At 44.8% G+C, this 22,660-nt stretch carries 15 protein-coding genes and 1 pseudogene; 7 read left to right on the top strand and 9 right to left on the bottom strand.

Annotated elements, in window-relative coordinates:
- Positions 1 to 78: 78 nt before the first annotated feature.
- Positions 79 to 364, top strand: a pseudogene (locus QUB11_RS07425) (RNA-guided endonuclease TnpB family protein); the annotation flags it as partial.
- 45 nt (positions 365 to 409) lie between these two features.
- Here QUB11_RS07425 and QUB11_RS07420 read toward each other — a convergent pair.
- The 5 genes from QUB11_RS07420 to QUB11_RS07400 all read right to left on the bottom strand — a co-directional run bounded on the left by QUB11_RS07420 (position 410) and on the right by QUB11_RS07400 (position 14,094).
- Positions 410 to 1,945: an ATP-binding protein gene (locus QUB11_RS07420; protein WP_333205852.1), complete on the bottom strand. Its 1,536-nt coding sequence runs from the start codon at positions 1,943 to 1,945 to the stop codon at positions 410 to 412.
- A gap of 169 nt (positions 1,946 to 2,114) precedes the next feature.
- The gene (locus tag QUB11_RS07415; protein WP_333205851.1) at positions 2,115 to 7,424 is read right to left on the bottom strand and encodes an ATP-binding sensor histidine kinase; all 5,310 of its coding nucleotides are present in this window, start codon (positions 7,422 to 7,424) and stop codon (positions 2,115 to 2,117) included.
- 165 nt (positions 7,425 to 7,589) lie between these two features.
- Entirely contained in the window at positions 7,590 to 7,766 is a 177-nt protein-coding gene (locus tag QUB11_RS07410; protein ID WP_333257526.1) for a hypothetical protein, read from the bottom strand.
- 89 nt (positions 7,767 to 7,855) lie between these two features.
- Positions 7,856 to 12,745 carry a CHAT domain-containing protein gene (locus QUB11_RS07405; protein WP_333205849.1) on the bottom strand — a complete coding sequence of 1,630 codons (4,890 nt, stop codon included), beginning with the start codon at positions 12,743 to 12,745 and terminating at the stop codon, positions 7,856 to 7,858.
- A gap of 224 nt (positions 12,746 to 12,969) precedes the next feature.
- Positions 12,970 to 14,094 carry an RNA-guided endonuclease TnpB family protein gene (locus tag QUB11_RS07400; protein ID WP_333205848.1) on the bottom strand — a complete coding sequence of 375 codons (1,125 nt, stop codon included), beginning with the start codon at positions 14,092 to 14,094 and terminating at the stop codon, positions 12,970 to 12,972.
- A 362-nt stretch (positions 14,095 to 14,456) separates the two neighbouring features.
- On the opposite strand from QUB11_RS07400, the gene QUB11_RS07395 reads away from it, so the two are divergent.
- Positions 14,457 to 14,651: a hypothetical protein gene (locus QUB11_RS07395; RefSeq protein WP_333205847.1), complete on the top strand. Its 195-nt coding sequence runs from the start codon at positions 14,457 to 14,459 to the stop codon at positions 14,649 to 14,651.
- Positions 14,652 to 14,748: 97 nt separating this feature from the next.
- On the opposite strand, the gene QUB11_RS07390 is transcribed toward QUB11_RS07395, so the two are convergent.
- Positions 14,749 to 15,027, bottom strand: a complete 279-nt coding sequence (locus QUB11_RS07390; protein ID WP_333205846.1) for a hypothetical protein — start codon at positions 15,025 to 15,027, stop codon at positions 14,749 to 14,751.
- 244 nt (positions 15,028 to 15,271) lie between these two features.
- Here QUB11_RS07390 and QUB11_RS07385 point away from each other — a divergent pair, with 244 nt between their 5' ends.
- The 4 genes from QUB11_RS07385 (at position 15,272) to QUB11_RS07370 (ending at position 18,491) form a co-directional block, all read left to right on the top strand.
- Positions 15,272 to 16,813 carry a nucleoside transporter C-terminal domain-containing protein gene (locus QUB11_RS07385; RefSeq protein WP_333205845.1) on the top strand — a complete coding sequence of 514 codons (1,542 nt, stop codon included), beginning with the start codon at positions 15,272 to 15,274 and terminating at the stop codon, positions 16,811 to 16,813.
- A gap of 297 nt (positions 16,814 to 17,110) precedes the next feature.
- Positions 17,111 to 17,716: a DUF3318 domain-containing protein gene (locus QUB11_RS07380; RefSeq protein ID WP_333205844.1), complete on the top strand. Its 606-nt coding sequence runs from the start codon at positions 17,111 to 17,113 to the stop codon at positions 17,714 to 17,716.
- Between the two features lie 47 nt (positions 17,717 to 17,763).
- Positions 17,764 to 18,036: a hypothetical protein gene (locus QUB11_RS07375; protein ID WP_333205843.1), complete on the top strand. Its 273-nt coding sequence runs from the start codon at positions 17,764 to 17,766 to the stop codon at positions 18,034 to 18,036.
- Between the two features lie 2 nt (positions 18,037 to 18,038).
- Positions 18,039 to 18,491, top strand: coding sequence for an HNH endonuclease (locus QUB11_RS07370; RefSeq protein WP_333187966.1), 453 nt, complete (start codon positions 18,039 to 18,041; stop codon positions 18,489 to 18,491).
- 145 nt (positions 18,492 to 18,636) lie between these two features.
- Here QUB11_RS07370 and QUB11_RS07365 read toward each other — a convergent pair whose 3' ends face one another.
- The gene (locus QUB11_RS07365) at positions 18,637 to 18,894 is read right to left on the bottom strand and encodes a helix-turn-helix domain-containing protein (RefSeq protein WP_332949470.1); all 258 of its coding nucleotides are present in this window, start codon (positions 18,892 to 18,894) and stop codon (positions 18,637 to 18,639) included.
- 139 nt (positions 18,895 to 19,033) lie between these two features.
- On the opposite strand from QUB11_RS07365, the gene QUB11_RS07360 reads away from it, so the two are divergent.
- A complete protein-coding gene (locus tag QUB11_RS07360) occupies positions 19,034 to 19,444 on the top strand; it encodes a hypothetical protein (protein WP_333390174.1) in 411 nt (136 codons plus the stop codon).
- 54 nt (positions 19,445 to 19,498) lie between these two features.
- Here the strand turns inward: QUB11_RS07360 and QUB11_RS07355 are convergent, their stop codons facing one another.
- The gene (locus QUB11_RS07355) at positions 19,499 to 21,289 is read right to left on the bottom strand and encodes a glycosyltransferase family 39 protein (RefSeq protein WP_333390172.1); all 1,791 of its coding nucleotides are present in this window, start codon (positions 21,287 to 21,289) and stop codon (positions 19,499 to 19,501) included.
- Positions 21,290 to 21,398: 109 nt separating this feature from the next.
- Positions 21,399 to 22,616, bottom strand: a complete 1,218-nt coding sequence (locus QUB11_RS07350) for a glycosyltransferase (protein WP_333205840.1) — start codon at positions 22,614 to 22,616, stop codon at positions 21,399 to 21,401.
- Positions 22,617 to 22,660 lie beyond the last annotated feature (44 nt).

Raw genomic sequence — 22,660 nt, 5'->3', positions numbered from 1 at the left:
GAGCTGGGTGCGGTGAAAATCGCACGCCCAGATCTAACTGAGAGGGGCAGGGAATAATATCCCTCCTCGACTCAACCTAGTTCACGGGCCAACTTTCTGGGTCTAGACCCAATTCCTGTTTACGGAAAAACTGATAAAGAGCCTGTGTTTACTGGTAAGCGGATTAAGCGAGGTTTGTACAAAACATCGGTTGGTCGGTTAATTAATTCCGATGTGAATGCAGCGTACAATATCCTCAGAAAAGCAATCCCAAATGCCTTCAGCTTTCTTGATAGGGAGCTGCGTAGTTGGGCCAATGCGGGTTAATCCGCTCAAAGTAAAAGTGAAGGGGGAGGGACTTGAAGCCTCCCATGCCTATAAATGACTATACTTTTACCAGCTATACGATCAATTCAGCCAGATAAGTTTTCTAGGCATTCGCTACGGTGGCGATCTTAGTGGAGCTACAGATAGTCGGCAGATCAATAATAAACTGCGTTCCCTGCTCTGGCGTAGAAATACACTCCAATTGACCGCAGTGTTTTTCTATCAGAATTTTTCTGCTGATGGACAATCCCATGCCTGTACCTTTTCCTATGGGCTTAGTAGTAAAAAAGGGAGTGAAAAGTTTAGCACGAACACTTTCTGTCATGCCCACACCATTATCAGCAATTGTTACCAGGATGTGGGAAGCCGAGCTAATGTTGTCATGCGAATTGCCGGGTACAACTTCAGTCCGAATCAAAATCTGGGGGTGACAACCTGCACCATCTTCTCTACTTAGCCGCTCTTCTAAAGCATCTATAGCATTCGCTAAAAGGTTCATAAACACCTGATTGAGCTGACCCGCATAACAGTTCACAAGTGGCAATGCACCATAGTCTTTTATCACATTAATAGCAGGTCGATCGGACTTAGCCTTTAGTCGGTGCTGTAAGATCATCAAAGTGCTATTAATGCCTTCGTGGATATCTACTGATTTAATTTCAGTTTCATCCAACCGCGAAAAATTGCGTAGAGAGTGAACAATATTGCGAATGCGTTCGATCCCTAACTGCATGGAAGAAAGCAATTTTGGTAAATCATCTATGATAAATGGTAACTCTCCATCTTCTATTTCATGGACAATTTCTGCTTCTGGTTGCGGGTAATACCTTTGGTAAAGATTCAACATATTAATGAGTTCTTTAATATAGTCGTTGGCGTGGGAGAGATTGCCGTAAATAAAGTTAACCGGATTGTTGATTTCATGAGCGACACCTGCAACTAATTGACCGAGACTAGACATTTTTTCACTTTGAACTAGCTGGAGTTGTGTTTCTTGCAGTTCTTTGACAAAATGTTCTAAAGCAAGAGATTTTTGGTGTTCTTTTTCTTCACTAATACGGAGTGCTTTCTCTACTTGTTCGCGTCGCTCTATTTCAGCCTGCAATTTATGACTTAGAGAAAAACTTCTCAAAGCTGTTAGCATCGTAGTGTATAGCTTTGATGTCGTTAATTCAGTTTTAGTTTTATAGTCATTAATATCGTAATTGATAATAATGCTTTTTTCAGGTACTTGTCCGGGTTGACCCGTGCGTAAAATAATTCGCACTAAATGATTGCCTAAAACTTCTCGGACATATTTAACCAAGTTTAAGCCAGCATCATCTGTTTCCATAATTACATCTAGTAAGATGATGGCAACATCAGGATTTTCTTGGATTAGCTGTTTAGCTTCACGAGCAGAGTAAGCATTAATGAAGGTTAAAGATTTGTTTTCAAAGACAAACTTCCTGAGTGAAATTTCGGTAGCGGTGTGAACTTGAGCCTCATCATCTACAACTAAAATTTTCCAACTTTCAGTCAGCTTTTCTTCTGTGGTTTCATCTGCAAACAATATCTCATCATTGGAGTCGATTGCTTCGGCAAAGTATACTGTTTCTGGAGATGGTTGAGTTAAGAAATCGTCAAAATCACTTTTCATTGCTGTACACCTTTATTTTTACTAATGTTTAGGTTTGAAGTTAGACAACCTGTTAAGAAAAAGGCAGAAGGGAGAAGAGTTACACAGCAACCTTTTCAGTCATCCTTATTTTACTTTTAATGAGGTGGACTTACTTAGTTATCTTGGCCCGGAAATCGGAATTGGATCTCTACATTGGTGAATCAAGTTGCATGGGTAATTTAATAATAAACTTGGTTCCTCTTCCCACCTCACTTAGACATTCAATTTCACCTTTTAGTTTTTGGGTGACTAAATTGTAGACAATATGTAACCCTAACCCACTGCCACCTTGACCACGCTTAGTGGTAAAGAATGGCTCAAAAATTTTACTTAAGTTTTCAGGGGGAATACCTTTACCTTCATCGGCGTATTCAAATCTTAGCCGATTACCTTCTTGCTCCCAATCAAAGATTAGTTCCCCAGAAATCCCTGGTTCGTAGGCATGAATCAGAGAATTGATTAGCAAATTTGTCACAACTTGGGACAAGGCTCCTGGATAAGAATCTATAGCTATTTTGCTATCTCCCTTAATTTTAAGCGAATGTTGGCTATTTTTCAACTTTGGTTTTAATTGTAATAAAATTTCATCAAGATAAGGTCTGATCTGGAAAGTACGTCGTTCTTCGCTAGAGCGATCTACTGCTACTTGCTTAAAGCTTTGAATCAAGGCTGCCGCCCGCTCTAGGTTAATTAGAAGTGCCTTACTGCTTTGGGTAGCAATATCGACAAACTCTTCTAAATCCGATCGCTTCATTTTGCCACTTTTATAAATAGATGCAAATTCTGTGGTATTTTCTGCCAAAGCTGAAGCAACCGTGACACCAACTCCGATGGGAGTATTAATTTCATGGGCAACACCAGCAACTAATCCTCCCAGAGATGCCATTTTTTCAGATTCGACTAGCTGAGTTTGGGTGGCTTTTAAAGCCTCTAGGGTGTTCGATAATTGTTGAGTCCGATCGCTCACTAATTGCTCTAAGTTTTGATTAAACTCCTGTAAATTTTTGTAAAGTTGAGCATTCTCAATGGAAATAGCAATTTGGGCAGATAAAAGTTTTAACAATTCTAGGCGATCCGTAGTAAAAGCCCCTTCAGTCAGGTTATTTTCCAAATAAAGAAGGCCAGTCAGCTTACCTTGGTGGAGCAGAGGAGTGCAAAGAATAGACTTCGGTTGAGTAGCTGCAATATAAGGATCGCGGGTAAATTGTCCCTCTTGAGCCGCATTATTTAACACCACATTTTCCTGAGTGCGAATCACATAATTGGCGATCGCACAAGCCAGCAAAGGAGTTCCCCCAGAAGCTGCTATCGGATTGAGAGGAAGCGAGCGCAGCACACTAACTTCATCCTCCTGCACCGAACCTTCCGCCTCAATCGCCCAGTTTCCCGCTTTTTCTAAAATCAAAAAACCTTTTTGCGCCCCCGCATTCTCGATCGCAATTTTCATCAATCTTTCCAGCAACCTACTCAAAACAATTTCACCCGAAATCGCTTGAGAAGCTTTCATCACAGTAGCTAAATCTAGCGTCTCACCCAAATTGCTGCTAGTAGTCGCCGTCGTTGTGCGGTTAACTTTTGTTTGAGTAGTTGTCTTCCCTGAAGTTCTCGCAATTAACTGGGGATACTTCTCCTCCAAACTCTCCACTTTACGTTTAGCCCCCCAGTATTGGTAGCCATAGTGAGCTTTAGTCAAATAGATGTGGGCAAATTCTTCTTTATCTTTCCCCAACCAGAACTTAGCAGCCAGTTCCGCCGCCAGCGCTTCATTCTGAATAAAATCACCCTCTCTAGCCTCAGCTATCGCGCGATCGTACAAATCCATCGCCTCCAAATCACGACCTGAAATTCTCGCCATTTCTGCCGCCACTAGCGAGAATTTATGTGCAAAACTTTCCGAGCAGTTGTCCGCCCAAACTTGGATTTGTTTCTGATTAGCTTCTAATTGCTGCCAGTAATCTTTTCGCTCCAATTCAGAAACCTCTGAATACAGAGCCGTTAAAATCAGACAACGGTAAAAATAATGGTGAGCACTAGAAATATGACCCATCAAATAATCAATCAGCTCAGCCGCGCGTTCAGATGCTTCTAGCGCCTCACTATACTGTTCGTAAAGATATAAAGTCTGCGCTTTTAAAACATAAAACTCGCACAGCGCGGCCATGCTTTTACGACTGTGGAAATTTTCTAAATGCTGTTTTTCGGTAACTTCATCCTCTTCGCCCATCAAATTTAAAATTGCTATTCTATTAGCAATAATTATATCAATTGCCCACAAATTTTTAGTTTGCTCGCAAAAATGGAGCGACTTGCCAATATCTTCCAAGAGATTATTCAAATTCATGCCTTGGAAGAAATAGGTAATAGTTTGAAACATCCGGTTATAACCCGTCCATTGCAAATTGCCCGATTGCAAGCCAACTTTATACCCTTCGTTATTAATTTCGGCAGTAGTTTTGAGCGGTCTCACCCAGCAGTTTAAGTAATTGGCAAAAATCACACTATCTTGGCAATTTTGAGACAAGTTATTTGAATTTTCGCTCAGAGTCAGAGCGAGTCTGCCAAACTCATAAGCCGATTGGTAATCCCCTAAAATTGAATTCAGAATAATTCCATAACATGAATAGCAGTAAGACCCTCCCGCTACAAAACCGTACTTGAGAGAAAGGTTAATCGCTTTAATCACAGTCAACTTCCACAGTTCTTGAGATGAAAAGAACGTTAGTGGGCCCATGTTACCCAATAATTTCATAGCCATTTGTTGATCCGGATTTTTCATCTTTTCGGCATGAATTAATGATGCAATTTCTTGGTTTGCCAAGTTAGCTGTAGCTGTCGCCATTTCCGCATTAACCGCCTCGCTTAAATTATCTTCATCCAAGTCTATGCCCAGCAATTGAAGGGCTTTTAATCCAGATTGAATTGCTGATTCATATTTACTTAGCAGAGTGTACTGCACGATCAAAATGTTGTAAACTTCGGCTTTTTCTATGTCAGATTTTGCCCGGGCAAATGCCAGTTCTATTAAAGCTTCTGATGCTTCAAAATTCCCGTTTAAATATTCGGCCTCTGCCAGCTCCTTATGAAAGGTAAAAGCTAGTTCGTAGGAGTCTTGCCAAATATCGCCCGGTAAAATTTCTCGACCGAATTTTAAATAATCTCTGGCAGCAGCATAAGCCGTTGCATCTTTGGCTTTGCGAGCGGCTGTTAAATTTAAAATAGCTAGTTCAGTTTTCTCGTGATCATCAATGATTAAATTCCGACCCGAATTCAAATGATCAGCAATTTCAAAAATTCTTTCGGCTCGTCGCTCTGGAGAAATATTTGCCAGTAACAGGCGACCAATTTGTAGGTGAATTGCGGTTTGCAGTTTTGAGTCAATCAAAGCATAACCTGACTGCTGCACGCGGTCATGCAAAAATTTATAAGTAGTAATTACTAAGTCTGAGTTAATTATTTCTGATTCGGTAGCACCTAACTCAGAAGTAGTTAGAATCAATCCCTCTTGGATGGCTGGCAATAGTTCTTGAAAGGTGGCTCCCCAAGATTTCTCATTAATAATTGAAAGAGTGTTTAAGTCAAAACTATTACCCACGCAAGCAGCCAAACGCAAAACTTGCTGAGTTGATGGGGGCAGTCTTTTCAATTTTCCAAGCATCAATTCAATGACGTTATCAGTAATACCTACTGATTCAATTTCTGAAATATTCCAATCCCAGTTTCTTTCATGAAAATTGAATTTCAGCAGGTTTTCTTGATAGAGAGTTTTGAGAAACTGATTGACAAAAAAAGGATTGCCTTGAGTTTTACTGACCACTAACTCGGCGAGGGGGAGCGCTGATTTTTGGTCTTTACGCACGGTATCAGTAATTAAGTTAACTATGTGGTGAAGGTGTAAGGGAGCTAAAGTAATTCGCTCGATTCTTGCACCTTCATTTTGCAGCTCGTCCAAAGTCATCATTAAAGGATGAGATGGGTTAACTTCGTTGTCTCGATAAGCACCAATTAGAAATAGATAGTTGGTTTGCTCATCTGCCATCATTACTTGCAGCAATTTCAATGTAGCAGAATCAGCCCATTGTAAATCGTCGAGAAAGATGACTAAGGGATAGTCAACTGAACAAAACACGCGGATGAATTTTTGAAAGACTAAATTAAATCGGTTTTGTGCTTCTGTAGCGCTTAATTCTTGTACGGTAGGCTGTTCGCCAATGATTAATCCTACTTCAGGAATGACATCTATAATGATTTGACTATTGGCGCCAATAGCTGCTAAAAGTTTTTCTTTCCAGGTATTGAGTTGGGTTTCGCTTTCACTTAAGAGTTGCTTGACTAATGATTGAAAGGCTTTGACAACAGCGGCATAAGGGATATTTCTTTGAAATTGGTCGAATTTTCCGGCAATAAAATAACCTCTCGCTTTAGTAATTGGTTTATAAACTTCTTGTACTAAGGCGGATTTTCCAATGCCAGAGTAACCAGATACTAGCATCATTTCGGTGCTGCCCCTGCTGACTCGCTCAAAGGCTGCTAATAAGGTTTCAACCTCTGTTTCTCTGCCGTAGAGTTTTTGAGGGATTTGAAACTTATCTGTAATATCTTTTTGGGCGATCGCAAAATCTGTAATTCCTCCCGTAGTTTTTAATTGTTCTAGGCATTCTTCTAAGTCAGCGATAATTCCCCAAGGGCTTTGATATCTGGCTTCAGCGGTTTTCGCTAATAGCTTCATCACAATATTAGAAACAGCTTTAGGAATTTCTCGATTGATTTGATGGGGCGGTACTGCTTGTTTAGCAATGTGACAGTGGATTAATTCCATTGCATCGCTGTAATCCCAGGGCAATTGCCCCGTTAGGAGTTCGTAAAAAGTGACTCCTAATGAGTAAAAATCAGTGCGGTAGTCTATCGCTCGGTTCATTCTGCCTGTTTGTTCCGGCGATATATAGCTCAGAGTGCCTTCTAAAACATTAGGATTTTTCAGGCTAGGATTTTCGCGCTTTAAAACAGTAGAGATCCCAAAATCTATAATTTGAACTCGCCCTGTGCTTGAGTTGATAATAATATTGCTGGGATTGATATCTTTATGAATAATTTTATGTTGATGAATTTCACCTAAAGCCCAGGTGATTTTAATAGCTGTTAAGAAAAACTCTTCTAAGGTAAGTTTGTGAGAAGCTAACCACTGCTTTAATGATTTTCCCCCACAATCCTCGAAAATAATAACTAAACTGTTTTGATATCTTTCTAAGCTGTAGGTTTTCGGGACAGTTTCTAGGTTAAGATTGCGTGTAATTTCATATTCCTGCTTGTATCTGACTAACGAAGCTGGCATCGGATAATCTTGTTTGAGAAATTTGAGAATTACCGGTTGCTTGTCTTGCTTTCTCAGTCCCCGGTAAACTAAAGAATTATTACTTTCATGGATTTGGTTGGTAATGTCGTAGCCCGGTAAGTTAATCATTCTTACAGCCTCTTGTCAGTATTAATACTCAATTATTTTTTTAGAAATTGTTAATTAATTAAGTAGATGTATCCTCTAATACATAATAATACCCGAAATTTTAATAAAAACTTAAGGTTTAAAATAAAAGTTATTTTTTGTTAACATTTCTTAAACATAAAACGGCTAAACCTTCGCGTCAGCAGTACGATCGCTCCAGAGTTTCCTGCAAAATCCGGCAAAACAGAGTGAAGTGCGATCGCCGTTGAGCTTCCTCAGAGATTTGGGCGCTGCATAATTAGAGTATGAATAGGGGGAATTACCATGTAAAAAATTCACAAATGATTTAGGATTGCTATACATTACCTAAAATTTCAGGATGTTCCAGTTCCTGCACTATTGATACCTTGATTCAGCAACGCCTCTTTTTCCTTCTTCATTCCACATCTTCATTACCAAGGATTGCCAATCATTGTAAAGGCTGCCCAATAATAAGGATGCGAAAGCACTCGATCGCCCCGCGCCGCAATTTCTGGAGGCAAAATTAGACCCCCAGAAAGCCCTTCGGCTCGCAACATCCCGTCTTGAATCCGCACGCGCCCCCGCAGCATCTCCAATTGCGCGCGCCGCAAAGCCTCCGCTTTAATCATCAAATTGCCACCGCGTCTGGGGGCCCGCAACTGCCGATAAAACTCAGTCATCAGCCCCAAAGTCCCATCATCGCTGACTTCCCACAAACTCGCTAAAGCGGATCTAGCACCGCTAGCTACCGCCAAACCCGCAAACCCCAACTCCGCCTCTTCGTCGCCCAAAGCGGTACTGCACGCGCTTAAAACTAACAGATTCACCGGCGGTTCATTCCACCGCAACTGTGGCATTTGATCGAGGCGTAATTTAGTATCCCACAACTGAATGTAAGAATTTTTCGGTTCCCCAGGCAGGAATTCGCTGTGAGTTGCTAAGTGAATGATGCCAAAAGGCTGATTTGCCCGCTGAGCTTGCAAATTTCCGAGAGTAAAATCTTGATTCAAAAATGATTTTCCTTCACTTGGCGGCGCGATCGACTCTAACTCCACCGGTACCGCTGGTAATGGCGCTTTATCTTCAAATACCGACGCCCCCATCGCCAACACTTCATCATCCGCAATATTGTCGTAGCCGATATCAGTCAAACTCAGACTCGGCATGACGCTAATACTGTATTGCTCAACTAAAAATTGTTTGCCATTGTGAAGAGCAGCAAAGGGCACACTCCGCAAACCTGCTGCCGGAATTACAATTAAATTGTCAATCTTTAAAGCTGTCAATTCTGAGGCCATTGGCGCAATTAACCAGCGATAAAGTTTTTGAGCCGAATCCAAATAACTAATGCTGCTTCTTCTTCTGGGATTAGTTATTTCGGTTTGCAGGGCATCCGCCAATTGCAACACCTGCCACCGCGTTGTCGCCGGAACTAGAACGCGCATCGGTTGAGCGTTAGCTGTGACTAACACTAATTCTAAATGCTCCCCGTTAGGAACATCGGGAATTTCTTGGCCCTGGGGCGACAACCTCTGGGCTAACTTATCTTCTAAGGGGCGATGGGGCCCGGAGGTGAGGTTTTTTCTCATAGGCAATAGATTAGATAAATCCTGACTTGCCACCAGCACTGAACCATTTTCTTGGGCTGCGGCTGCATCCGATCTCCTGAGCCAATTCATATAAATGATGGCAGATTTTGTCCCGGTAATTTGTTCGTTTTTGCGAAGATTTTCGTAAACCACCGATAGATTAGTAATCGGCTTTCTTGGGGGCAAGTCCAGATATTTTTCGTACTCGCGAGTAAAGGTTTGTTCAAATTCTAAAACTCCCGAACCGGCCGCATCTAATCTGCGAGAAGGAGCGAAAATATCCTGGCTCATTGCGGAATTTCTGTCTCGATTGGGCGATCGCAATTCAACTTGCAAAGATGCAGGAAGTGACAGCGCCGGATCTGGATTTACGGACTCTAGAGGCGGTGCGGGAATTGGTGAGGGAATTGGTGCGGGAATTGGTGAGGGAATTGGTGAGGGAATTGGTGAGGGAATTGGTGAGGGAATTGGTGAGGGAATTGGTGCAGGAGTAGAGGGCGCGGCCGGTGTAATTAGGGAAATCTGATTTGGTAAACTTCCTTGGGTGTAAGTTTGTCCAAAAGCAAAAGTGGGCAAAATGGCGTTTCCCACGCCAGCATTAATGCTTCCTCTGGTTCCATTGTCGATCGCGCCACCAACTACAAACGGTCGATCGCTACCGCCTCCGTGGCGAATTGCGATCCTCCCCGCCCCCGCACCTCCGGCAGTAGAAATACTCGAAGAATTGCCCGATATATCATCGTTGAAAACATTGTTCGATCCAAACAAACCGAGGGTTCTCACATCAACGCTGCCGCCGATGCCCCCAGTGCCGCCTCTAGCGTTGATAAAGCCCAACTGAATGTCACCAGTCGCGCTCAGGGAAACGCCCCCGCCGTTGCCGTTTGAAGTGCCGCTGGAGTTGAGATCGAGAGCGGAAATCCCCGCCTGCGAGGTGAGAGCAATATTTCCGCCGATCGCCCCCGAAGCGTTCAAAGCTCCCGCAGTTAAAGGGCCGGCATTGCTTTGGAGAGCGATCGCGCCTCCTGTGCCCGCCGATGACGAGTCGATCGCACCCGCAGCAACAGTATTCCCCTCAACCCGAATCCTCCCACCGTTCGAGGTAATATTGCCAGTCCGAACCTCCCCGCTTCCTTGCAGATTCACGCTGCCACCATCCGTCCTTAAATTACCCTCTAAGAGCACGTTTTCTGCCTTGATATCGGCTCCCAAAACGGCCGTGCTGTCCCCCCCGAAGCGAGCGGAATCTCGCGCGTTAACGCTCAAACTGCGCGCTGTAATTGTGGAAGCAGCCGTCACGCTAGCAGCGTCAGCCGAGAGCTGGCCCAACCTCTGAGTTTGACCGACTAGGCCGTCAAAAGTAATGTTGCCGCCAGCGCGCAGGGTCAAATTATTAGCCCGGCCCGGCGTGCTGTCGAGGGTATTGGCAAAAGTGATATTGCCGGTAGTGGCTGCTAGGGCGGCGGTGCGATCGACTGTGACGTTACTATTGAAAGTCATGTCGCCAGATGTCGCCATATTGCCGGATACCTCGGTACTGCGGGCGTTGACATTCAAACTCGCCAGCGGTGCAGCTTGACCGACTGTAGCGCCGAACAGCACTCGCCCAGCGTCTAGTCTCAGGGCGTGAGCTCCGTCTAGGCTACCGGAGAAGACAATGTTGCCGGTTGCTTCCGTGCTCAAAGCTACGTCAGCATTGAGGGATGCGTTTCCTGTAAAAGTGAGATCGCCGCCGGATGTGGCAATGTTGGCGTTGAGATCAGTTTGGGGCGCGTCGAGAGTCAAGCTAGCGCTGCCACTTGTTCTCAGGGGATTGTCGATCGCGATCGATCGCCCTTGAAGTGTCAGCGGGCTGTTGAAGGTAATGGGTGCGACGATCGCGATCGACTCGCTGCTACCGTTTTCGCGCCCGATCGCGATCGAGCCGAAATCCCCCGCCAAAGCGCCGAGATCCGTTGCCGTCAAGTCCAAAATGCCCAAAATATCGCCGGTGCCACCGATCCGAATTGCTCGGCTATCGTTGGGTTGCAAGCGAATTGTTCCCCCCGCACTGCTGACAGAATTGCTGCCGCCCCTCAAGTCAATGCCGTTACCAGTGATAGCGATATTGCCGCCGTTGGCATTAAGTCCGCCCAGAGAGATACTGCTGGCGAAAATGTTGATGTTGCCACCTTGAGTCTCGATTAAATCCTTGGGATCATTGACAACAAACACTCCGCCCGCTCTAAATGTTACGGTGTCTCCCGTTCTCGCTTGCAGGGAAAGTTTGTTATCGGGCAAGTTTTGGAGGGTGATGTAGCCGGGGGTTTCTAGAACCACGTTGCTGCCGGCCGCCATTTGTTCCAACTGCACTTCTGAGATCGATGTTTCATTTGGTTCTGGTGCCGATTCGAGTTCCCCGCCAGATTGCGCGCTGCTGTCACCGTTACCGCTGACGATCGTAATATTTGCCGGATCGAGCCACAAATTGCCGATCGCACCGTTAGTCGCGCGGGTATCGACCTCTCCTTGGAAAGTTAAAGCATTTTTGCCGGAAACTTCTACTGTTCCGCCGTTACCTGCGGCGATGCCCCCGCGAGCAGTAATATTGCCCAAGAAGCGAGTTATATTGTCTGACCAAATTACTGCAGTGCCGCCATTGCCGCGGTCGATCGCGTTTGCTGCGATCGTAGAATCAGGACTAACATAAGTTACCTGGGCGTTTGGCACTGGTTCCATCCCCTGGAAACCGCCTCCGACGCGCACAGTACCTCCGCCGTCAGTGCCGGAAGCATCGATATTTGCGCCGAAGAGTCCAACTTTTTCCCCTAAAATATTGACTGTGCCACCAGCATTCCCAGAAGGGCCAAATACATTTACAGAACCGGAGACGATCGCACTTCCGGCAACTGCGGGCACAGTTTGGCCGCCAGTCAGTACCAATTGACCTTGTTCGTTAGTGGTTAAACCTGTGGCTGACACTACGCCTGGGCCCGTCAGCAACTGAGGCAAAGAAACCGGGGCGATCGCCGATTTTTCTGACTGCAAAGACGGAGTAATTTCTAAACTCAATAAATTGCCGCTTTGACTGATACGGACTGCATTTTGTCCCGGAACAGCAGCCACAGTAATTTGACCGTTGGGTGCGGATAATTGTCCTGTATTAATAACGGTTCCACCGAGCAAAGTTAAACTTTGCCCGCTGCCAACTGCCAAGTTTCCGGCATTGACAATTGCACCGAGTTGTGAGTTATTAAAATTAAATTGATTAGGATTTCCCAGTAAAGCTTTGTAATCATTAATTCCGCTCGAATTAAACCAGCGATCGCCGAACCCAATACCTGTAGCAGTTGTCGCGAAAAAAGACCCCGGCACGTTTAATCTAGCATTTTGACCAAAGACAATTCCCGCCGGATTCATTAAGAATAAATTTGAGTTGCCGCCGCTTACAGAAATCAGACCGTTAATGAGGGAAACATTGTCGCCGGAAATCCGCCCTAAAATATTTTGAATATTTGGATTAGTTAGAAAATTAGCGATTTGACCTTCGCTGAGATTAAATTGACTGAAGCTGTGAAACAGATTGGCGCCGTTTCCTGACAGTTGTCCGCCACTAATGTCTGTGCGGTTTTGCTCGGAGTTAACAACAGTATTAGTGCCGTCATTTGCAGGAACGACAGATTGCGATCGAACTGCTAGCGGTAGCAGCCAAAAACCTAATGTCAAAATTAGAGCAGAACGAAAATAGGTCATTAGTCAGTTGTCAGTTGTCATTAGTCAGTTGTCAATAGTCATTAGTCATTAGTCATTAGTTAGTGGTTATTTTTCTTATATTTGTTGTTATTTGTTGGTTCCAATGACCAATGCCCCATGCCCCATGCCCCATTCTAATCTGCTTTGTAAAACTTATCTAAACTTACCTAAAGCCATCTTTAGACACAATTCGGAGTTTACTTCCTACGCTGTTGGGTAGACGGCTAATCCCAAGATAAGTAGGCTATCCCCCTGGCTGCCGAGGGTTTCCAATTTAAAATATTTAGACTTGCGTTCCAGTCCCGATCTAAAGATATCCCACAAACAGGACAGTCAAAAGTCCTAATACTTAGTGGCATATCTTTTTTAGTGCCACAATTAGAACAGGTTTTAGAACTAGGGAACCATTGATCGACTAGCACTAAAGTTGCTCCATACATTTTGCACTTGTAATCAAGTTGGCGCTTGAATTCGTAAAATCCTAGATCGGATATTGCCCCGGCCAGTTTGTGATTCGCCATCATGCCTTTAACGTTTAAGTCTTCAATCTTGATTAGCTTGAAATTTTTGGCTAAATAAGTTGTTAACTTGTGAAGAAAATCTAAACGAATACGAGCTATCCGCGCGTGAAGTCGGCTAATTTTATTGTAGGTTTGGCGCTGGTTTTGGGAGCCTCTTACCTGTTTTGATGCTTGGCGCTGTAAGGTAGCAAGTTTGGTTTTCGCACTGGCTATTAACGGCTTTGGTGCATCAAAGACCTGCTGATTTGACAGCGTGGCCGCATAATTAATGCCTACATCAATTCCTACAGAGCTTTCAGGTTGTCGAACTGGTAAACGTTCGGCGTCAACACAGAAGGAAACAAACCAACGACTTCCTTCTTTTGAAATCGTAAAAGTTTGAGACACGTAACCGCATTCTAGGGCTTCGTAGAGCCGAAAATTTCCCAAGGTAGGAATCTTAATGGTGCTACCAGCGTTTAGTAAAACTTTGCCGTTAGACGAATCGACTGTAAAAGACTGACCGGATCGGCGGCTAGCGAATCTTGGATGACCTGAAGAACCAGCGCGATACCGACTAAACGCATCTTTCAAGTCAATCAAAGCGTTTTGGTAAACTCGACTGGACAACTGGTTCATCCAAGCAAATTCAGGCTGTTTCTTGACGTAGTTAGTGAGAACTTTTTTAACTTCGTTGAGTACCTTTGAGTCTGTAAGTTTCCCCTCACTGTACATTTGAGTCCGCAAGCTTAACCCCATGTTAAATACCACGCGCCGAAATCCTGCGTGTTTTGCCATCAAAGTCGCTTCCCTATTATTCAATTTGAGCGCTCGTTTGACGGCAAACATGGTTAAACCTCGTCTCGGTAATTAACTGTGGATAAGTTTAGCAAACTATTTGGTACTTAAGTCCGACTCTTCTCGTTTTGATTTTTTTTGAGCTGTAATGTTCCGCCCCAGTGCCAATAAGCTTAAAAAGGTCGATCGAACACCGCCACCGCCGGAGGTCGATCGCACTCCGAAAGCACCCGTTGCCCGAATGTCGGAAATACAATGCAGATTTTATATTTATCTGCAGCCAGTGTGTTGACAAGATGCCCCCAGAGTCTTATGATTGGAGCACTGATTGGGTGGGACAGCAAAAACCCACACAATAACTGGCTCCTCTAATAAAGTTAAAAGCAAAATATTGATGCTTTTAGAGACCAACCATGCAAACTCAAACTTCCTCATTTCTAACTGAAGAAATAGTAGAGCGGATATTTTCGTCAGGCGAACTGACTCGCGATGACAGACAGCGAATTCAGTCAATGCTCTTAAATGAGTCGATCGGCGAAAATGAATTGAGCTTAATTGAAAGAGTCATGGAAGGCGTAGTCAAGGGAAGACTTGACGTGCTGAATTAGTTGATAACTGGCGCTAACCTATCTAAATTTAGGGTGCGCCATATACAACTTACCCTAATTTTAAATAAAATCGAAAATCGAAAATTCTGTCACCGTTCTAAAAATCATCATCTGAGTCATCATCCGAGTTCTCATCACGACGCACAAGTTCAGAAGGAGGCCTATCGTTACTCCATGCCCACCACACGCCGCCGCACTGGCAGCGGTAAAATTCTTGCCACTTGCGGCGGTTGAACTCGGTGTATACTGGCGATCGGCGATTAATCCAGACCTCAGCGGCATCCGTGCAGCTAGCGCCGCACTTGGGGCAGCAAAACTCATTAGCGTGAACCGCCGTCGCAGTCCATTCAGGAGGATGTGGAGCAAAAGCTTCCATGTGTTAGAGTTTCTATCTAAACTGCTGGTAATTACGGCAAATCAAGGGTGGCTAAAGATCCGCAGACTTCGGAATGACCTAAGCAATGACCTAAGCAATGACCTAAGCAATGACATAAGTACGCTGTTGAGTGCGTAATTCATCTGCCCGTTATTTTTTTTAGTATTTGCCGTCAGATGAATAGTATAACTGATGTGGTGCAAGCCGTCGATCGGCATTCTTAAGTATTTCAAGGACTAGGCTCATGTCTATCTACAATCTTATCTCGTTTCTGGGCATTTTTGGCTTATGTGCGATCGCCTGGATTTTTTCAGAAAACCGACAGTCCAAGTATATTCCCTGGCGCGTCATCATCTGGGGCATTGGCTTGCAATTAGTCTTAGGATTTTTAGTATTCCTGTTCCCCCCAACTCGCATCGCTTTAGAATGGTTTACTGGCTTACTGGATGGAGTATTCACCGCTGCTGACGCTGGAGCGCGATTTGTATTCGGGAGCAATGTGGTACCGATACCTGGTAAAGATCCGGCAGTTAATTTAGGTTATATTTTTGCCTTTAGAGCTTTACCGACAGTCATCTTTTTTTCTGGCCTCATGGCCTTGCTATACAACATCGGCGTGATTCAAATTATCACCGAACTTTTTGCCAAAATCTTTTATATGACAATGCGGTTGAGCGGCGCGGAAGCCCTCAGCGGCGCGGCTAATATTTTCGTAGGAATTGAAGCGGCAATTGTCGTCAAGCCTTATTTGCCGAAAATGACTCGTTCGGAACTTTGTGCAATTCTCTCTTGCTGTTTTGGGACGGCCGCTTCTTCAACTTTAGCAATTTACGTTAGTTTTCTAAAGCCAGTTTTTCCCAATATTTTAGGGCATTTAGTTTCAGCCTCAATTATCGCCATTCCCGCTTGTTTTGTCCTATCCAAAATCTTAGTACCAGAAACAGGCGTGCCGCTGACAATGGGCGGCATTCCCAAGGAAGAACCGAAGCCTAAAGGCCGCGAATTTGTGGGCGAAGAAATTTCGGACATGGAGCGCGAAGAATTCAAACAAGAGACTGTTGGGGGAGAGCCAATCGAACGAGTCAGCCCTTTGGATGCAGCGATTATTGGCGCATTGGACGGTGTAAAAATGGCTGTGGCCATTGCCGCTGTTTTGATTTTAATCTTAGGCTTAGTTTCCTTAATCAATCAATTCTTTGGTTGGCTGGCAATTTTGCCCGGCCCAATTGGTGGCTTTTTCAAAGTTGTCACCTTAGCCAACATTATGGGATTTTTATTTTATCCCCTGACGCTATTAACAGGAGTGTCCATTGACGACTCTTGGCAAGCATCAGTAATCATCGGTCGCAGGCTGTTAGAAACAGCGATTCCGCCCTATCAAAGTTTAGCAGAAGCATCGGCAAAAGGACTGGTGAGCGATCGTACAGTTTTAATTGTCAGTTACGCGCTTTCCGGCTTCGCCCACCTCGCCTCCGTCGGCATATTTGTCGGCGGTACGATCGCCCTAATTCCATCCCGCCGCAAAGACATTTCCGAACTCGGTTGGAAAGCATTATTTGTCGGCACTTTAGCGACAATGATGATCGCTTGCATCGCCGGCACCTTCGACACCGGAGACGCCAGCATTTTAGGCGCTAAAACGGCCCCTGCTGCCCCGCTAACAGCCCCTGATTCTCTAAAATCACCGCCATCCCCAGCCGCGAATTCAAAGCCGTCAGTTGCCCCAGCAATTGCCAGTCCGAAGCCTTCGCCCAACGCCGAAAAAGTGGCTCCGAAAGCTCAATAATCTCCCTCTCCCGCATCCAAGAAAAACCCTTAATTATCTTCTAAGAACTTGTAGGGGCGGGTTTTTCCAACAATATTTAACTCCCGTCAAAAATCCACATAAACCCGCCCCCACACAACCCATAACCTACATCAACTTTGATTTCGATCGCATCAGCCCTTTGGTGGGGGCGGGTTTACGAGATTGTAGGTTTTAGGCAATTTTTGTCTGTAAAACCCGCCCCTACAAACCCCTGATATTATTGTTTTTTAGGCAGATGCAATCACCAATTACCAATTATCAATTATCCTAAAATTTATGAATCCCGACCCAGAAATTCGCCGCCTGTTAGATGTGATGCCCGCTTCCGGCCGCATGATGTGTAAAATTATTAATAAGCCCCAACAATCAACGGTAATTGACTGCGATTTTCCTTTGCCTTGGAATCAATCTCGCCCGATTTATATTAATTTTGATTTGTGGCGGCTGCTATCTAAGCCGCAGCGGGATTTACTGCTATTGCGGAATGTAAGTTTTCTATGCAATTTTAAGTGGTTTAAACCGGATATTTATCAAGGTGCGGCTCTGGCGGGAATTGTGGGGACTGTTGTAGAATTGTTGCAGGGAGATGCGATCGGCACTGCGATCGCGGGCGGTTTGACGGGACTGGCGATGACTCGAATTTGGCGCGACAACCGCAGTTCCCAAGTAGAGTTAGATGCTGACGAGGGGGCGATTAGAGTAGCGGGAAGGCGTGGTTACAACGAAGCGGAAGCGGCCGGACATTTGCTGGGGGCGATCGAGGCTGTGGCGCAAATTGAAGGGCGCAGTTTGGATTTTAATGAGTTGATTCGGTGTCAGAATTTAAGGGCGATATCGGGTATTTCGGCAGTGGGGGTGCCCGATAGTGTGAGGAAAGATTGAAAAAAACCTAGATATAATCAAGATGGAAACCCATAAAATCCACAACTATGCTAATCCTGCCAAAACTGGAAAACCTGCGCGATACTCTACCTATAGAAGGAGCTGTCGGAATTGAATTAGTGGAAGGCATACCAATTTTTAAAGCCTCCACTGCGGTCAAAAATCGTATCCAAGAACTGTTGGACAAACAACAAACTTTGCCCCTCAATCCTGACGAAGAACAAGAACTCAATCTTTACGAAGAAATCGACGATTACCTCAGTTTTGTCAATCGGACTGTCCGCAATATTTTCTTGGGGCAGATTCAGCCTACTTTGTAGAAATGTCCGCTCGCCGTCAAATACCAGAAAATATCCAAAATCAAGTTCGTCAGAGAGCCAACTGTCTGTGCGAATATTGTCATGCCTCCGAACAATGGCAGTACGTAGAGTTTACTATCGAGCACATCATTCCATTAACTAAAAATGGGACTAACGATATTGACAATTTGGCACTAGCTTGCTTTCACTGCAACCGCAAGAAATCTGATAAAACTAGAGCGATAGATGCTCAGTCAGACGTAGAAGTACCGTTGTTTAACCCCAGACAAGATAGTTGGAGCGAACATTTTATTTGGTCTGCCGATGGATTATCTATAGTTGGTTTGACTCCAATTGGACGAGCTACAGTTACAGCATTAGTCTTAAATCGAGAGAGAGTCATTAATATTCGGGCCGCTGACAAAGCTATAAAACGACATCCACCTGCAGGCGATTTAATTCAGTCAGAAAGTTGAGCATACTGAGAGTGACTCAAACTTTTAGGGGCTACCTCTGCCACAAAATTTGTACTGCAATAAAAGATCGATTCCTGCGGTAAGCTTCGCTAACGCACTTATTTTAATTATTTTAATCGAAAGTGCGATCGAGCGATCCCTCCCCCTATGACTCCTCCTCATCTACTCGCCGACTGAGATAATCCGGCAACTCATCAAAAGATACCCCCACCAAACGGCAAAAATCCCTCATTTGCCGAACAGTCATCGTAGGTTCGTCTCCCTTTTCCCATCGCCGCACCGACGAAGCCGACACCCCCATCCGCACAGCCAACTCTTCTTGGCTCAAGTTAGCGTCCTCTCGCAGTCTCCGAAAAGGCAACTCATTTTCTGGTTGCCGTTGACGTTGCCTTTTTTTTACCATATTATTTTAACTATCCAAATTAACCGCTTAAATTAAGCGGTTAGTGGCACAGCCATAGCCAAAACAGACTGCACTAAAAATCAAAGGTGCAATTCTGTCACTTTTCTATGGGCAAACATACCCAATTTACAATACAGCCATGAACACCTCAGAAACTGCGAATGCCTGGATTATTTACCGACTCCTGCCCAACTTTCAGCGCTTACCCGTCGCGCAATTTCGCAGCCGCAGCGAAGCAGAATCTTCCCTGAAAGTCATCCGGCAAATGCTACCCAATACCGAATTAATACTTGCTTTCGAGGTTGGGCCAGAAAGTCCAACTACCGAACCCACTCAGCCCCCTGCTAAAGAACCAAACTTGCCAACTTCAGTTAACCGAGAACTCTTGAAACTTTTCATTATCAGTTCTCGTCCTGTTGTTTCCCGCGTCATTCATTCTTTTCACCGCGATAATTTTGCCTGCGTTTCTGACTGGAGTCCGCTTGTCCCAACTCAAAATCCAGGTGAAGTGATGAGCGTCTTAATTAAACATTTGGCTGCTGACTCTTAGTGACGGTCTAGTTACCGCCTTGGTAGGGGCAATCCCTCCGCGATCGCCCCTTACCTATGAGCTAGAACAATGATAAGCTTGATATTCATACCCATCCACCGCAGGCAACTCGCGCGATTCAACCTGACATTTTTGTGCTTCTAGATTGACAGGTGCGCGAAAATTAACCAACCACAAATCAAGCGGGCGTTCTAATTGACTGAGTGTTTTATAAAGTGTCCCTGCCACAATTTCGGGCCCATCCCTTCTCTGATTAGCCAAAAGAAACAGCGGAGAATCAAAGGCTTTAACTTCTTCTTTCTTCCTAACATCCCTTACATCCGTTACATCCGCTACAAAATCCGTTGCCGAACTTCTTTCCCATTCCCACCCTATCCCCATCAATTCTCCTATTTCTACATGAGTCTTTTGAGTAGTGGCAATTAACACGGGAACTTTCGATAATTCGCGGATAATCGGAATTAAAAGGTCTGGTTTGTAATATTTGCGATAGCCGAGATTGGAATTTACTGTGACACCGCTAAAAAAACCCATTACTAAAATTAGCACCACTGCTTTTTTGCCCGGAACTTCGATCGCCCGTAAATTAAACCATTGACTTTTTGCTGTAGGTGTGTTATGAATAACCGCCAAGGTTGCTCCTATCAGCAATATTACTCCCGGAAAGTAGACGAAATTGTATCGAGCCCCGCGAGTTAGATCAATCCCCAAAATATATGCAAAGCTGAAGAATAGGAAAATTGCTCCTAGCACAAATCCGCCGAAAATAACAGTACCTAAACGACTATCTGGCGTTGTTAAGGACTTTTTAAGAGCGCTAAACAGGATGGGAAGCACCAATATAAAAAATATTGTCATTACGATCGCCGATGCAACTACTACTGCCAAATTTGGCGATTCAACCGGCAGCAGAGAGATGACAGTAATCCATCCAGCTAAAGCTTGAAAAATCGGATTAACCCAACTTAAAAATGTGCGATCGCCGCTGACAATCCAATTAGTTAATTCACTGCCGTATTTATTTGACAAAAATACCGGCAGCCAAACTAAACCGCCAGCCAAAGTACCTATCGCTACTGCGAAAAGCCGCCAGAGGATTTGAAATTGCCAAATATTAGGCTGCTGGCTGTTGTCAATTGGCAACGTTCTATTAAAATGCTGCCAGATTACAGCAATTAATGCTATTGCTTCCGCACACAAAGTCAGTGCAAAAAAGTAGTGAGCCGCAATTCCTAAACAATTAACAACTACCCAAAGCAGGACAGCCCAAATAGGCAGGGTAGCCCGCTGTTGCAGCTTTTTTGCAGCTAATGTGAGGCAAAAAAGAGAGGCAATAACTAATAAGATTCCTAAAGTGTAATGGCGAGCTTCTTGAGCGAGATAAATGCCGTAGGGAGAAACTGCCATCATCGCGGCCGCACATTGACCCACTAAACGAGAACTAAAAGCAAATTTGCCCAAAAAGTAGATAGCTGGAACTGAAATCACACCTAATAATGCAGGAAGAGCTCGCCCAATCCAAACTAAACTATCCTCGGTCGGCCCAAACAGTCGCATCCACCAGTGGGCGAGCATAAAATACACTGGTGGATGGTTGCTTTCTAGCAGCAAATGGTTGAGGACATCTGCAATCCCAGCACCGGGGCGCAATTGTAGCGGTTGTAATAATGTAGAAAGATCGATCGCGCGATCGAGATGCACCCCTCGAAAACTGTTGCCCAAACTAAACACTAGAGTCGAAAACTCGTCCGTCCACAGCGGTTTCGAGTTTAAATTGGCAAATCGCAAAATAAAGGCGATCGCCGTCCACAGCAATAGCAACAACAGTTGTTTGTTCTTAATCATTAATTCAGTCATTCAAAGGCATAGGGAAGAAGAGTCATTAGTCATTAGTCATTAGTCATTTTATCAATGATCCATTACTAATTACCAATTACCAATTACCCATTACCCATTACCTATCTACTTCCGTTACCCGCCAGCTCAACTTCATATTGATCCAGAAATTCCACAGAGTCACAGCCGCGATCGCAATTAAGTTAGCCAAATATTCATTCATCCCAAAAACATTAAACAGCAAATTAACCAGCAGCACATTCAAAATCAAACCCATCAAGCAAATGGTATTAAATTTTAACAGCCGTTTCAATTGCTGGCGCTTTCCTGGCTGCCGCTTAGAAATATCCCCAAAAGTCCACAAATCATTCCATAAAAAGTTACTGATAATTGCACATTCAGCAGCAATGATCAGACTGCGAGTCAGCTCCCAATTGAGGAGATCCCGCAGCACGTACAAAACCCCCATATTTACAAATACGCCGCTGAAACCCACGATGCCAAACCGCAGAAACTTGCCCATCGGCCAGCGGGCAAACCGCAACCTCAGCAAATGCCGCAAATACTCAATATACTGTTTCCAGGTAACTTTGCTCTCCCCTTCTTGCCGCTCCTGAAACACGTAACCAACTTCTCCAATCCAGCGGATGTCCCCTCTGCCGAGCACTTCAATCAAAATTTTGTAACCAGCAGGATTCATGATTTTGCCCGCTATGCAATTCCGGCGCACCATAAAATAGCCACTCATCGGATCGGAAACTCGGCCCACCACTCCCGGCAGGATCACCAACCCCACGGTTTGAGCGCCCCGCGATAAAAATCGCCTGACAACGCTCCAGTCGCTCACCCCGCCCTCGGCGACGTGGCGGCTCGCAGCGGCCAAATCGGCGCCCCGCTGAATTTCTGCTAAAAGCTGCAACAGCGTCTCCGGGGGATGCTGCAAGTCGGCATCGATGACGCCCAAAACCTCGCCCCGAGCGGCCTGCCACCCGCGAATCACCGCTGTGGAAAGTCCCCGCTCGTCTTCGCGGCGCATCACCCGCAATTGCGGATATTCCGGTATCAGGGACAGGGCGACTTCCCATGTGCGATCGGGGCTGTTGTCATCGACTACAATTAATTCGTAGTTGCCGGGAATACTGCCATCGAGCAAGTGGCTCAATTTTTCCACAATACTCTTGACATTCTTGCACTCGTTGTAGGTGGGAATGACCAGGGAAAAATAAATTGGCGGTGTGCCTGCGTCTGTAAAAGTTGAATTGAAAGTCTGTACAGCAGGAATTTGCAAAGGCCCAGACGGCACTGGCAAGAGGTGATTGGCTTGGTTTATGCCCATAATTTCAGTTCCCAAAAAGTAAAGGATGGTTTTGTAAGACTTGA

It is taken from the genome of Microcoleus sp. B6-A1 (assembly GCF_036705085.1).
Lineage (GTDB): Bacteria > Cyanobacteriota > Cyanobacteriia > Cyanobacteriales > Microcoleaceae > Microcoleus.
The sequence above is the reverse complement of the archived record's forward strand: the minus strand, read 5'-3'. Positions and strand labels throughout refer to the sequence as shown.